Below are 13,289 nucleotides of genomic sequence, written 5' to 3' on the forward strand. Positions count from 1 at the left end.
GGCGTAGGGAGCCGAACGGCGTGCGGACTCATGGGAGCAACGACTCGCGACGCGACGACTCATGGAGCGACGGCTCGTCGGATCACGACGCGCGGGCGCACGGGCCCGCCGTCCGGCTCAGGGGCCGGATCAGGTGGTCTTCTGCAGCGACCAGTTCTGGTACGGCCGTCCGTTCGCCTGCTGCAGCTCCAGCAGCCAACCACCGTAGTACCAGCGGTTGCTGAGCCCCAGGACCAGCGAGCCACCGTCCGCGGTGACGGTGAACCCGCCCTCGGCTGCGTTCAGCTGCCACTTCTGCGCGGCCGCGTCGGAGCACGGCTGCTGGGCGACGTACTGGCCGGCCACCGGGGCGCCGCCGAGCTGCAGGCACTTGCCGGAGCGCGCGGACTTGATCCGCACCGCACCGTTCCCGGCGTCCTCGAACTGCCACTTCTGGTTGGCGTAGCCGGTGCGCTGGTAGGCGATGGCCACGGTGCCGTCGTTCATCGAGCTGCCCCACAGGTCGGCGGCCTGCCCGGTGAGCCCGTTGACCATGGTGTAGTGCGTGCCCGGCTGCGGGCGTCCGGCGTCGGTGACCGTACGGAAGGTGGCGGCGCGGCCGGGCTTGCCGACCGCACCGGCGGCGTCGCGGACGGCGACGGCCACGGTGTACGAGGTGCCGGGGGCGAGGCGGACCACGCCGACCACGGTCGAGCGGACGGTGCCGATCGCCTGGCCGTTCAGCAGGACGTCGTAGCCGGCCGCGGCGGGCGCGGCGGTCCAGCTCAGCATGGCGGAGTTCTGGGTGACCTGGCTGACGCTGACCGCGGGGCCGGTGTCGCCCGTCGTGGGGGTCGCGGTCGGAGTCGGGGTCGCAGTCGGGGTCGCGGTCGGCGACGGGGAGCCGGTCGGCGAGGGGGTGGTGCCACCGGTGGGCGTCGGGGACGGCGAGGGCGTGCGGGTCGGCGTGCCGGTCGGAGTCGGGGTGGCCGTGGGCGTGGGTGTGGGCGTCGGGTTCGGGCCGCTGCCGCCACCGGCGATGAGGAAGCGGTTGTTGGCGACGTTCCAGTGCGTGGTGAGGTAACTGCCCGGCGAGGGGGCGGTGTTGTAGTAGTCGTCGTGGTTGCAGTCGAGCCGGTCGTCATGGGCGCGATCCGGGCAGACGGTCCGCATCTGCGGGTAGTTGGGGGCGTCCGAGTAGCACATGATGTCCCACTCGTCGACGCAGTGCCCGGCCTTGCTGGAGTTGGGCGCGCTGTTGTTCACCGCGCCCAGGTTGTGGCCGAGTTCGTGGGCGGCGGTGCTGCCGCTCCAGCAGCCGGAGTCGGTCCGGCCGTACGAGGGACCGAAGTTGCTCAGGTTGTCCTGGCTGGGGCGCTCGTCGCCGGCGAAGGTGCCGATCCCGCAGTACACCTTGGCGTCGGTGAACATCATGTACTTGCGGTCCTTGCGGTTGAACCCCTGCGCGGCGAGGGCCCGGTTGCTCGCGTTGAAGTCCTGGATCTCGGAGTCGGAGATCTGCACGTTCAGCACCGAGGCGCTGCAGTCGGGTTCGGTGACGAAGCGGACGTGCCGTTCGCCGCCGGTCTCCGCGGCGCTGGCGTTGTAGATGACGTCGACGTCGGCGGCCCACTTCTTGAACGAGGCCAGGTACTGGGCGAAGCGGTCGTTGCCCGGGCCGTGCACGTACACCGCCTGGACGCGGTTGCCGCTGCTGCCGTCGCCCTCGCAGACCAGCTTCGACCCGGCGGGCGCGGCCGCACCGGCCGGCGCGGCGGCGGTGCCGGAGCCGGAGCCGCCGAGCAGCGCCTTCTGGGTGGCGTCCAGGACGGGCGCGACGCCCTTCAGCAGGTCGGCCGCGGCGGGCGGCTGGGCTCCGGCCGCGGGGGTGAGCGAGGGCGCCTGGGCGGCCGGGGCCGCGACCGGCGGGACGTCCTGGCGGATGTCGATGCCCTTGGGCGGCACGTCCGGGCCGTGGCTGCACTGGGTGCTGCCGGTGACCTCCAGCGTGCCGCCGCAGCGGTCGCTGCCCGGCAGGCTCAATCCGGCGTAGACCAGGCCCCGTTCGGGCTCGTCCTTGGGTATCGCCTTGAGCGGAGCGGCCTTCTGGTCCCGCTTCGGGGCGGGCGCCTGGGTGGCCCCCTCGGCGGTGCCGGTCTCCCCCGGCCCGCCGTCGTCGCCGACCAGCCCGGCCTGCGACCCCGAGTTGTCGACCGCGTCGGCCGCGGCCGAAACGGCACTGTGCATGGAGGCCGGCTCCAGCGCGGTGCGGATGCCGAGCGTCCCCGCCACCAGCCCTGCCGCCACCGCTGCGGCGACCAGGGCGCTCCTGCGGGTGAGCCTGCGGCGCTTGCGCCGGCGAAGCTCGCTGCTCCGGTGTCCCATCGCGTTCCTTTCCTCGTGCGATGGCCCGGGCCCTGTGGTGAGGGGGTCCAGGCCTTCCGACACTCCGGAGAGCAAACGGGACGACCGGCGATAACAGAAACCTCTTGCGAAAATCTTCGACGCGTTCGAACCGGGTGGCCGCGGCCCCGAGCGGGCACAGCCGGCGCGACCCTCGGCGGGCGCGGCGACCGGGGCCCGGACACGGCGGAGCCGGGGAGCGCATTCGGGGGGTGTGCGCTCCCCGGCACGGGGGTGGCGGCAGCCACCCGGACGGAGCCCCGGGGCATTGTGACTCCGTCGGCCGTGACGGAATGCTAGACCTCCCCGGAGGCCCTGACCAGCTCTCTGACCAGGCCGTCTTCCGACCCTGACATGCCATCGGCCACCGGCATATGACACACCGTCAGGTCGGTCGACCCCGTCGGATCCGGACCCGGAGTCAGGCCGCGGTCCGCACCGGTCCGGGGCCGAAGGGCGCCGCCGCCCCGGCGGGACCGCAACCGCCGTGCAGCCGGGCCAGCGCGCCCGCCAGGGCGACGCGGTCGCCGGCCAGCCAGAGCCGCAGGGCGGCGGAGAGCGCGGCGCTGGCCGGTCCGGCGGCCGGCCCACCGGTCCGGGCGAGCCGCTCGCCGAGCAGCGGCAGCAGGTCGGCGACCGGCGCGGGCAGCCACAGGGTGAGCGCGAAGGGCGCGGGTCTGGCCAGGACGCGCAGCAGCGGCAGCACGGAGGCGTCGTCGTGCAGCGCGGGGATGACCTCCAGCAGGCCGTCCACCGCCACCTCGGACACGTCGCCGCCGTGCCCGCGCGCGAGTTCGCGCAGCAGCGCCCGCTCGGCGGCGGTGATCCGGACGGTCAGCATGACCTCGTCGCAGTCCATGGTCCCGGCCCCCTGTCGTGGAGTCCGCGGCGTTCGCGGAGTTCGTTTCGTGGAGTACTGGAGTACTGGAGATACGTGGAGTAACTGGAGTACTGGAGCTCGTGTAACGGCGGGGCGCCCGAGTGCCGGAGGACCGACGTTCGTGGCGTACCCGTGTGCGGTCGTGTCGTCGCCGTGTCAGTTCGGTGTCGACAGGGTTCCTGCCCCGATCCGGCCGCCCGACACCGGTTCGATCAAGCCGTAATGGCCGTCGTAGCGGCGGTAGAGCACCCGGATCCGCCCGCCCTCCGGGGCGGTGTGAGCGACGAAGGGGCGTCCGGTGAGCCAGAGCCGGCGGGCCGCCTCGGTGAGGTCGAGCGGGGGCAGGGCGCCGCCGCCCGCCGTGCACGATCGCACGGCGCCGTTCGGCGGGCAGCGCCGCACCAGGCCGTCCCGTCCGGTCTCGCCGTCCGCGAAGAGGTGGAACCGCCGGTCCAGCGCGAGCAGTTCGCGTACGGCCTGTCCGGGGGCGCGGCGGGCGAGCACCACCGCCTTGTGCCGGGCGATCCGGCGCCGCGACAGCGGGCGGTCGGCGAACTGCGGCCGGTAGGCGCTCTCGTACGTGACGGCGAAGCCGATGTCGCCCTGTTCGCGCAGCCGGACGGCCCGCCCGGCGAGAGTTCCCAGCACCAGGTCGACGGACTCCCGCGCCGTCCCGGTGGCCAGTTGCACCCGTACCGGCCCGACGCCGTCCAGGTCGGCCTGCGCCTGGGCGAGCGCGGGCCGGGTGACCGACCGGTCGCGGGTGCGGGTCAGCCGCAGCCGCAGCGCGCGGGTGCCTGGGGCGAGGCCCCGGGCCGTTTCCAGCGCCCGGGCCCTGGCGTACTCGGCGTCCTCCCGGGGCAGTTCGCCGCAGATCTCCACCCGGACGTCGAGCGCGGGCCGGTGGCGCAGACGGGTCATCGGCTTCCTCCTTCTCCGGCACCATGCTGGCCCTCGCGCGGCCGTGCGGCGAGGGTCCAAAGACCCTCCGGTCCGGCCCTGCCGCGGGCCTTACGGCCCCTGACATCCGCGCAGGTCACACCGGCTCTGCGGGCGGGCGCGGACGGGTCGGGAAGTTCCGCCGTTGGAGTGATCCCCGCGCGTTCGGCGCAACGCCCGTGGGACCGGCGCGTTTGCCATGGCGTGCGCCCTCCAGCTGGGGTGCGCGCGGGGTCCGCGCTGGCCGGTCCCCGCCCCGCGGGCCGGCCCGCCGGCGCCCTCCCGGCACCGCCCGCACCGTCCCCTCCGTGAGAGGTAGTGTCATGACCCTGCTGACAGAGACCCGGAAACGGATCGTCCCCCCGAGAATCCCCCCGAGAACCGAGCCCCGCCCCGCCCCCCTGGCCCGCGCGGCCGTCCCCCCGCTCGCCCCCGGTGCGCTCCCCGGCCTCGGGCACGCCGCCGCCCTGCTGCGCGACCCGCTCGGCTTCCTCGGCTCACTCGCCCGCCACGGCGGCGTCGTGCGCATCCGGCTCGGACCGCGCACCGTCTGCGTCGTCACCGACGCCCGGCTGGTCCACACCCTGCTCGTCGCGCTCGCCCACGACTGCCCGCGCGGCGCCGTCCAGGACACCCTCAGGACGGCCTTCGGCGACGGTCTGCTGATGTCCGAGGGCCAGGCCCACCGCGACCGCCGGCGGACCCTCCAGCCCGCCTTCGGCCCGGACCGGATGGGCGAGTACCTGGCCGTGATGCACCAGGTCACCGAGGAGCGGGCCGGGCGCTGGCGCCCCGGCCAAGTCCTCGACGTCGCCAAGGAGATGAACCACCTCGCGCTGGAGATCGTGACCCGCTCACTGTTCGACGCCCGGCTCAGCGAGGACGCCACCCTCGCCTTCCACCGGGCGCTGCCGGACATGGTGAAGGGCCAGATCGTCCAGTCCCTCTACCCCAAGCCCTCGCTCGCCCGGCTCCCGCTGCCCGTCAACCGCCGCTTCGACGCCGCCGTCCGGGTGCTCAACCGGGTCGTCGACCAGGCCGTCGACGGCCGTACGGCGAGCACCCGATCCGAGGACGGCCGCGCCACCCTGCCCGCCCTGCTGCGCGCCGCGACCGACCCGGCCACCGGCCGTCCGCTCACCGAGGCCGACGTCCGCTCCGAGGCGATCACCATGTTCGGCGCCGGCACCGAGACCGTCTCCACCACCCTGACCTGGCTGCTCGACGAACTGCTGCGCCACCCCGAGGTGGAGGCCCGCGTGCTGGCCGAGCTCGACCAGCACCTGCCCGCCGGCACCGTCCCGACCCCCGAAGCGCTGGCCCGGCTCTCCTACACCCGCGGCGTCACCCAGGAGGTGGTGCGGCTGCACGCGCCCAACGCCTTCCTGATGCGCACCGCCCGGGTCCCGGTCGAACTCGGCCCCTACCGGATCCCGGCCGGCACCGAACTGCTCTACAGCCTCACCGCGCTGCACCGCGACCCGGTCCGCTACCCCGAGCCGCTGCGCTTCCGCCCCGACCGCTGGCGGGACGGCGGCGGTGCCGGCCGGCCCTCCTTCCTGCCCTTCGGGGCCGGCAAGCACAAGTGCATCGGGGAGGCCTTCGCCTGGGCCGAGCTGACGGTCGCGGCGGCCGCGATCCTGCGGCGCTGGCGGCCGGAGGCGCTGCCCGGCTCCCGGGCCCGGGAGGTGGTCTGGACGACCGTCCAGGCCCAGGGGCTGCGGGTCCGGCTGGCGCCACGCGAACAGCGGGCCACCGGCGGGGAACGAGCCGCCCGCGCCGACGGTGCGACCCGCAGCAGCGGCACCGGTGAGGCGCCCTCCCGCGACGAACCGGCGGTACCGGGTGGCCGCTGTCCGCTCACCGGCGCCCCCTCCGCCCTCGCGGCCCGGCCCCGGCCACCCCGCCCGGCCGGTGAACTGCGCGCCGCCGCCGACCGGCACGCCGACTGGGTGCTCCGCCACGGCCTGCTCACCCCGGCGGAACTGCCCGGCTACCAGGCCTACGCCCTGCACGAGCTGATCGGCCACTCCTTCCCCCGCGCCCGCGGCGCCGAACTCGACCTGCTGGTCGACGTGCTGGGCTGGTTCACCATCCTGGACGACCGCTTCGACGGCACCCCCGGCGGCCGCCCCGCCGAGGCGCACGCCCTGGTCGACCCGCTGATCGCCGTCCTCGACGACGACGGCACCGGGCCCGGGGGCCCGCTCGTCGACTCCTGGCGGGAGCTGTGGAGCCGCCAGAGCGCGTCGATGTCCCCCGAGTGGCGCGCCCGGGCCGCCCGCGAGTGGCGGGCCTGCCTCGCCACCTTCCCCGCCGAGGCCGACCACCGCGCCCGCGGCACCGTGCCCGCCCACGGCCTCGGCCTCCCCGACACCATGCGGCTGCGCCGGCACGGCAGCTGCCTCTACCCGTTCATGAACATACTGGAACGGGTCCACGGCGCCGATGCCCCGGCCGCCCTGCACGCGGAGCCCGCCCTGCACCGCCTGCGCGCCAACACCGCCGACGCCGCCACGCTGATCAACGACCTCTACTCGCTGGAACGCGAGGAACGGCAGTCGGCGGCGGCCTTCAACACCGTGCTCACCCTGCAGCGGGCCCGCGGCTGCACCCGCAGCCGGGCCGTGCGCGCGGTGCGGGACCGGGTGGCCCGGCTGCGCCGGGAGAACGAGGAGCTGCGCCGCGAGCTGCGGCACCGCCACCCGGCGGGGCGCTGGTACCTGGACGGCACCCGGGAACTCGTCGCGGGCGTCCAGGCCTGGACCAGCACCAGCGACCGCTACCTGGTGCCGGACACCGGGCCGCGCCGCTGAACGGGAGCGCCGTCCCAGGGAGAGCCACCCGGGGGAGAGCCGCCGCGAACGGGAGCGGCGCTTCGGAGCACGCCGGCCCCGGTCGCGCTACTTCCGGTCGCCGAGCGCGAAGAGCAGCAGCACGAAGCCGGCGAACAGGTGCGTGGCGAAGATGTAGATGCCGGCGCGGATCAGCATCGCCTTGCGGCGCCTCTTCTCCTCGTTCGTGCTGTCGCTCATCGCGGGTGGTTCTCCTCGGTTCGGGCGGACGGGACGGGCGCGGCTCAGCGGGCCGGCCGGCCGCCGGCCGCGCGCAGCTCGGTGAGCAGCGCGCCCTGGTCGGTGATCAGCTCGGTCAGGATCCGGCGCGCCGCGCGCAGTAGGTCGGCGACGTCCGGGGTGCTGAGCGCGTACACCACCGTGTTGCCCTCACGGGTGGCCGTGACCAGCTGGGTGCGTCGTAGCACCGCGAGCTGCTGGGAGAGGTTGGACGGTTCCACCTCGATCTCCGCCAGCAGCTCGCGCACCGGCCGGGGGCCGTCCTGGAGCAGCTCCAGGACCCGGATCCGCACGGGGTGGCCGAGGGTGCGGAAGAACTCCGCCTTGGCCTGGTACAGCGGGACCGGCATCGTCCGCGCTCCTCCCTCGAATCCGGCTGGGTGATCGTCCGGGCCGGGCGGGGTCGGTGCCGCGGCCGGTAGGCATCATCGCGACAGATGAAGATTTCTTCAAGTCGTCACAGTCGGGCGGCCCCCGGTGCCCGCGCCCGGGTGACCGGCGTCACAGCCGCGGCCGCGCCGGGGCAGCACGAAGCCGAGCCCGGGACGCTGCCAACTCCCGGGCTCGGCAGTCACGGTGACGAGCCGTCAGCAGACTACAGGCACATCGACCGTCACCGGGGACGGTCCCCGGTAGAACGACTCCACGGAGAAGGACGCGTGCACGGTCGAACCGCACGGCACGGTCGCGGTGATCCCGTCGACCCGCACGGTGCTGACCTGGAACACGGCGCGCCCGCTCACCGCACCGAGCGAGTTGCCCCCGGCCACGTCGGCCGTCAGCCGGGTCAGCAGCTCCTGCGGCGCCGGCGGCCACGGGGTGCCCGGCGACGGCGGCCCGGCCAGCCCGATCTGCCCGTACAGCACGACACTGTTGCCGGTGACGTCGGCGCAGACCTTGGTGGACAGCCCGGCCTGCAGACCGGACCACCCGCAGGTGGTCACGGTGGTGGCGGCAGCAGCGGCCGGCGCCGAGGCGAACGCCGGCACGGGCGCCGCGAGCAGGGCGACGGCACCGGCGGCACCGGCGGCGATCCTGGCGATGCGGTTCATGAGCTCCTCCTTGGGAGGGTTCGAGGACGGTTCAAGGACAGGTGGCGTGGCACATGTGACATTTCACAGGCCCACGACAGAGACTTTGCCATGCGATTCCTATCCCCTGATTCGCTTTTACCCTTGGAAGTGTCGCCTCGACCGAAATCTGACCTTCGATGGCGCGATCGCCCCGGGGCTGCCGAAGCTCCGGGGTCTCCCGGGTGACGTCCACGTCGAGCCCGGGTGAACGCCCGGGTCAGCCCGGGTCAGCGCAGGCCCGCCCAGGTCGGCCGCGGTCAGTCCAGGTCGGCCCGGAGGGCGTCGACGCGGGCCACGGCGGCGGTGAAGGCGGCGCGGTCGAGGCGGCCGGAGTCGAGGGCGGCGGCCAGGGCCTCGGTGGCGTCCTCGGCCTGCCGCGGGTCGCGGGCGGAGCAGAGCAGCAGGTCCATGCCGGCCTCGGCCGCGGCGACCGCGCGGTCGCCGGTACCGCCGTAGGGGGCGAGGGCACCGGCCTCCATGGCGTCCGTGACGGTGACGCCGCCGAAGCCGAGTCGGCCGCGGAGCTCGCCCTGGATGACGGCGGGCGAGAGCCCGGCCGGGCGCTCCGGGTCCAGTGCCGGGTAGACGGCCCAGGAGGCCATCACCAGCCGGACGCCCGCCGCGATGGCGGACCGGTAGGGCGCCTCGCCCCGGGACCGGAGCTGCGCCAGCGGAACGGTGACGGTGACCGGACCCGCGTCGGTGTTCTCGTCGCGGGCGGCGGCGCCGAGGCCCGGGAAGTGCTTGGCGGTCGCGGCCACGCCCAGGCCCTGCTGGGCCGCGAGGAAGGCACTGCCCAACTCCCCCACCCTGGAGGGGTCCTGCCCGAAGGAGCGCTCGGCGTGGTCGGAGAAGTTGTCCGGGGTGTCGTAGACGTCGAGCACCGGGGCGAGGTTGACGTTGAGCCCGGCGTCGGCGAGGGTCCGGGCCGCGTCGGCGCCGGTGGCCGCCGCGGTGGCGACCGGGTCGGCCGCCGATCCGGCGCGGCGGGCGGACCTTGCCGCCCTCCTGGTCGGTCATCAGCAGCAGCGCCCGGGGGTGCGGCGCCTCGGCCGCCGCCCGCTTCAATTCCTCCACGGCCCGCGCGAGTTGCTCCGGACCGGTGACGTTCTCGCCGAACAGGATCACCCCGGCCGCCCGGCCCTCCCGGATCGTCCGCAGCACCTCGGGCGGCGGCGTCGGGCCCGGGTACGAGAGCACGATCCGCCGGCCGGCGAGCACACGGGAGTCCTCCTGCTTCTGGGCGGCCATCGGCACGGTCCTCTCGGGGGTCGGCGTGCGGGAGACGAAGGCCGAGCCGAGCGAGGCAGACCCGAGCGCGGCGCCCAGGACCACCAGCACCGCCCCGAACCGGGCGACTCGTCGGAAGGGGGCCATCACGTCTCCTGGGTCGACAGCGGGCCCGGCCAGGATCCGAGGGGCGGGCCCTACGGGCCGTCAGCGTACCCAGCAGTCCGGTCCGCGAGTCCGCCTCGCACCGGATTCATCCGATATTCCGACATGAACGTCACGACTCCGGGCCGCAGAGGACGCCGCATCACCTATCCGTCGCCTCGGGGGCAGGCCTCCGGGCCCTCAGGACCGACGGAGCTCCACCGGCACGACCAGGCCGGGCAGGCCCTGCGGCTTCCCCTCCCAGTCCACGGCGGTGCCGCCGGGGTAGCGGGCGCACTCCGCGCCCGCGCTGATGCGGAGGTAGCCGCTGGTGTACGAGACGGAGACACCGCCGAGGACGCCGGAGCTCGGCGCCGGCGGCTTCAGGGCGAGAACGGGAGCGCCGAACTCCCGGGACGAGGTGACCGTCCAGCCCAGGCCGGCCAGGGTCCGGCCCGCGCGGTCGAGCGCCGCCTCCCCCTGCGGGTCGGTGAGCCCCTTGACGGCCAGGCGCGAGCGGATCGCCGCGGTGCGGGGCTCGGGCGGGGCGGAGCTGTCCAGGCCGTCGACGGCGTGCGCGAGCCCCCGGCGGTGGCAGCCGTAGACGTCCGCCTCGGTGCCGCCGCTGTCCTGCGGGTCGCGCACCACGGTCTGCGGCAGGCCGAGGGCGGCGTAGACGGCCAGCACCCGGCCGTTCAGCTGCTCGGCGGTGGCGGCCGGGTCGGCCGTCGGGTACAGCTCACCCGCCCAGGGCGTGTCTGACGATTCGCGTCGGATCAGCGTGCGGCGTTGGGGTGCGTGCATCGCAAGGCGGAGGATGGGGGCACCTCCCGGCCGAAGGCTGGGGGAGAGTCCATGCGGTGGGGGTACCTCCCGGCCGAAGGCTGGGGGCCATCGGCGACCGACGACAACGCGACGAGGTGCGTGCCCCGGCGTCGCACGCCCGGCGGGAATCGTCAGACACGCCCTAGGCGCGGCCGAAGGCCACCGCGCCGCAGACCAGCGCGGCCGACAGCCCCAGGCCGGTGAGCAGGTAGGCCGCCTTGCGGCCGCGTCCGATGGTGCGGGAACCGTTCTCCATGACCGGAATCCTGCCGGGGGCGGCCGGCCGCCACATGAGTAGCCGCCCGCCCGTGGCCTGAGTACGCGTACTCGACTCGGCACCCGGCGGGACCCACCGGCCCCGCTCACCCCACCGGCCGCGCTCACCCCGCCCGGCGGACCAGCCGGCCCAGGACGGCGATTCCCTCGGTCAGCTCGGGCGGCGAGCCCGCCGCGTAGCCGAGGACCAGGCCGGGCGGGTACGGGAGGCGGGTGTGCCAGGAGAGGGGCTGGGTCTTCACCCCGGCGGCCAGCGCGGCGGTGGCCAACTCCGTGTCGGTGCAGCCGAGTTCCTCCGGCAGGGTGAGCATCAGGTGGAGCCCCGCGGCCGCGCCGTGGACGGTGGCGCCGGGCAGGTGGGTGCGGATGGCCGCGATCATCGCGTCCCGGCGGCGGCGGTGACGGCGGCGCAGCAGCCGCAGGTGGCGGTCGAGTTCGCCGGATTCCATCAGGCGGGCGAGGACGAACTGCGGCAGGACCGGGTTGCCGAGGTCGGCGAAGCGCTTGGCGTCGAGGACGGCCTCCCGCAGCCGGGCGGGGACCAGCAGCCAGCCGGTGCGCAGGGCGGGGGCGAGCAGTTTGGAGACGCTGCCCGCGTAGCAGACCCGCTCCGGCAGGGCGGCCCGCAGCGCGGGGACGGGCGGGCGGTCGTAGCGGTGCTCGGCGTCGTAGTCGTCCTCGATGACCAGCCCGCCCTCGGCGGCCCAGCGCAGCAGTTCGCGCCGGCGGTCGCCGCCGAGCACGACGCCGGTCGGGTACTGGTGGGCGGGGGTGAGCAGGACGGCCGGGGCGCCGGTGGCGCGCAGGGCGTCGACCCGGATGCCCTCGGCGTCGACCGGGACGGGCGGGGTGGCGGCCAGCCAGTGCGCGAGGTGCTGACGGGCGCCGAGCGAGCCCGGGTCCTCGACCGCGACCTCGCTGATGCCCGCCCGTTCGAGGGCCCGGCCGAGCAGGGCGAGGGCCTGGGCCGTCCCGGCGACGATCAGGATCTCGTCGGGGTCGGCGCGGACGCCCCGGTTGCGGGCGAGCCAGTGGGCGACGGCCCGGCGCAGGGCGGGGGTGCCGCGGATGTCGCCGTAGCCGAGGTCGTGGGCGGCGAGGCCGTCCAGGACGGCGCGTTCGGCGCGCAGCCAGGCGGCGCGGGGAAAGGCGGCGAGGTCGGGCACTCCGGGGGTCAGGTCGATCCGGGCGGGGGTGCCGCGCAGGAGGTCGAACACCTCGGGGTCGGGGTCGGCGCGGTAGAGGGCGGGCGCCGTACGCCCCGGGGAGGGCGCCGCGGGAGCGGGCGCGGGCGGGGCGGCGGGAGCCGGGCCCGCGACCACGACCGTGCCGCCCCGCCCGTGCCCGGTGACCTGCCCCTCCTCGGCCAGGCGCCGGTAGGCGTCGGTCACCACGCCCCGGGAGATGCCGAGTTCGGCCGCCAGGACCCGGCTGGCGGGCAGTCGGCTGCCGGCCGGGAGCCGGCCGTCGGCGACGGCCTCGCGCAGGCGGCGGGTGAGCCAGTCGGTGAGGCCGCCGGGCGGGGCGTCGGCGGAGTCGAGCTGGAGGAAGTCGGCACCGGCCTCTTTGGACCTGTCCGATGCGACGGCTTTGGACCTGTTCACCGGACCATAGTGGCGCCAGGGTGGGGCCATGACCACGAAAACGGCTCGGCCCGAGCACCCGACCTACGTCCACGGCTACTCGGACACCGAGGCGCGACGCCTCGGCGACCAGGCCGACACCCTCGTCGAGCTGCTGCACGCGGACACGGCGTACCCGGCGGGCAGCCGGGTCCTGGAGGCGGGGTGCGGGGTGGGGGCGCAGACGGTGCACCTGCTGGCCGCCAGTCCGGGCGTCCTGCTGACGGCGGCGGACCTCTCGGCCGAGTCCCTGGCGCAGGCCCGCGCCCGGGTGGCGGAGCAGGCGCCCGCCGCGGACGTCGTCTGGCACCACGGCGACCTGCACCGGCTGCCGTTCCCGGACGGCGCGTTCGACCACGTCTTCCTCTGCTTCGTGCTGGAGCACCTGCCCGATCCGGCGGCCGGGCTGGCCGCGCTGCGCCGGGTGCTGCGTCCGGGCGGGACGATCACGGTGATCGAGGGCGACCACGGTTCGGCCTTCTTCCACCCGGAGACCCCGGCGGCCCGGCGCACCGTCGACCACCTGGTCCGGCTGCAGGCCGACGGGGGCGGCGACGGCCTGCTCGGCCGCCGCCTCCACCCGCTGCTCACGGCGGCCGGGTTCACCGGGGTGACGGTCCGGCCGCGCACGGTCTACGCCGACGGCGGCCGCCCGGCGCTCGCGGAGGGCTTCACCCTCAGGACCTTCGTCGCCATGGTCGAGGCCGTCCGCGCGGAGGCCCTGGCCGCCGGGCTGACCACCCCGGAGGACTTCGACCAGGGCATCGCCGACCTGCGCCGCACGGCCGGGCCGGAGGGGACCTTCCACTACACCTTCTTCAAGGCGGTCGCGGTCAACCCGTGA

At 75.4% G+C, this 13,289-nt stretch carries 10 protein-coding genes and 1 pseudogene; 2 read left to right on the top strand and 9 right to left on the bottom strand.

Features of this window, described 5'->3' with window-relative positions; all coding sequences use genetic code 11:
• Window positions 1-129 precede the first annotated feature (129 nt).
• From IE332_RS28710 to IE332_RS28720, 3 genes are all read right to left on the bottom strand, one after another.
• A complete protein-coding gene (locus IE332_RS28710; RefSeq protein WP_229928992.1) occupies window positions 130-2,364 on the bottom strand; it encodes an RICIN domain-containing protein in 2,235 nt (744 codons plus the stop codon).
• A 439-nt stretch (window positions 2,365-2,803) separates the two neighbouring features.
• Window positions 2,804-3,241, bottom strand: coding sequence for a hypothetical protein (locus IE332_RS28715; RefSeq protein ID WP_189921913.1), 438 nt, complete (start codon window positions 3,239-3,241; stop codon window positions 2,804-2,806).
• Between the two features lie 177 nt (window positions 3,242-3,418).
• Window positions 3,419-4,183 (bottom strand): sigma 54 modulation/S30EA ribosomal C-terminal domain-containing protein, encoded by a 765-nt coding sequence (locus IE332_RS28720; protein WP_189921915.1) that lies wholly within the window; start codon window positions 4,181-4,183, stop codon window positions 3,419-3,421.
• 341 nt (window positions 4,184-4,524) lie between these two features.
• Between IE332_RS28720 and IE332_RS28725 the strand changes: the two genes are divergently transcribed.
• Window positions 4,525-7,017 (top strand): cytochrome P450, encoded by a 2,493-nt coding sequence (locus tag IE332_RS28725; protein WP_189921923.1) that lies wholly within the window; start codon window positions 4,525-4,527, stop codon window positions 7,015-7,017.
• Window positions 7,018-7,104: 87 nt separating this feature from the next.
• Here IE332_RS28725 and IE332_RS41290 read toward each other — a convergent pair whose 3' ends face one another.
• The 6 genes and pseudogenes from IE332_RS41290 to pdxR all read right to left on the bottom strand — a co-directional run bounded on the left by IE332_RS41290 (window position 7,105) and on the right by pdxR (window position 12,427).
• The gene (locus tag IE332_RS41290; RefSeq protein WP_229928993.1) at window positions 7,105-7,236 is read right to left on the bottom strand and encodes a DUF6126 family protein; all 132 of its coding nucleotides are present in this window, start codon (window positions 7,234-7,236) and stop codon (window positions 7,105-7,107) included.
• A 44-nt stretch (window positions 7,237-7,280) separates the two neighbouring features.
• Window positions 7,281-7,625 carry an ArsR/SmtB family transcription factor gene (locus IE332_RS28730; RefSeq protein ID WP_189921925.1) on the bottom strand — a complete coding sequence of 115 codons (345 nt, stop codon included), beginning with the start codon at window positions 7,623-7,625 and terminating at the stop codon, window positions 7,281-7,283.
• A gap of 237 nt (window positions 7,626-7,862) precedes the next feature.
• Window positions 7,863-8,327, bottom strand: coding sequence for a hypothetical protein (locus IE332_RS28735; protein WP_189921927.1), 465 nt, complete (start codon window positions 8,325-8,327; stop codon window positions 7,863-7,865).
• Between the two features lie 278 nt (window positions 8,328-8,605).
• Window positions 8,606-9,247: pseudogene (locus tag IE332_RS41295) on the bottom strand (glycoside hydrolase family 3 N-terminal domain-containing protein); the annotation flags it as partial.
• A 676-nt stretch (window positions 9,248-9,923) separates the two neighbouring features.
• The gene (locus tag IE332_RS28745) at window positions 9,924-10,526 is read right to left on the bottom strand and encodes a hypothetical protein (RefSeq protein ID WP_189921929.1); all 603 of its coding nucleotides are present in this window, start codon (window positions 10,524-10,526) and stop codon (window positions 9,924-9,926) included.
• Window positions 10,527-10,927: 401 nt separating this feature from the next.
• Window positions 10,928-12,427, bottom strand: coding sequence for a MocR-like pyridoxine biosynthesis transcription factor PdxR (gene pdxR / locus IE332_RS28750; protein ID WP_229928994.1), 1,500 nt, complete (start codon window positions 12,425-12,427; stop codon window positions 10,928-10,930).
• A gap of 28 nt (window positions 12,428-12,455) precedes the next feature.
• Here pdxR and IE332_RS28755 point away from each other — a divergent pair, with 28 nt between their 5' ends.
• Entirely contained in the window at window positions 12,456-13,289 is an 834-nt protein-coding gene (locus IE332_RS28755; RefSeq protein ID WP_189921933.1) for a methyltransferase domain-containing protein, read from the top strand.

Origin of the sequence: Kitasatospora xanthocidica (genome assembly GCF_014656195.1) — a bacterium.
Taxonomy (GTDB): Bacteria; Actinomycetota; Actinomycetes; order Streptomycetales; family Streptomycetaceae; genus Kitasatospora; species Kitasatospora xanthocidica.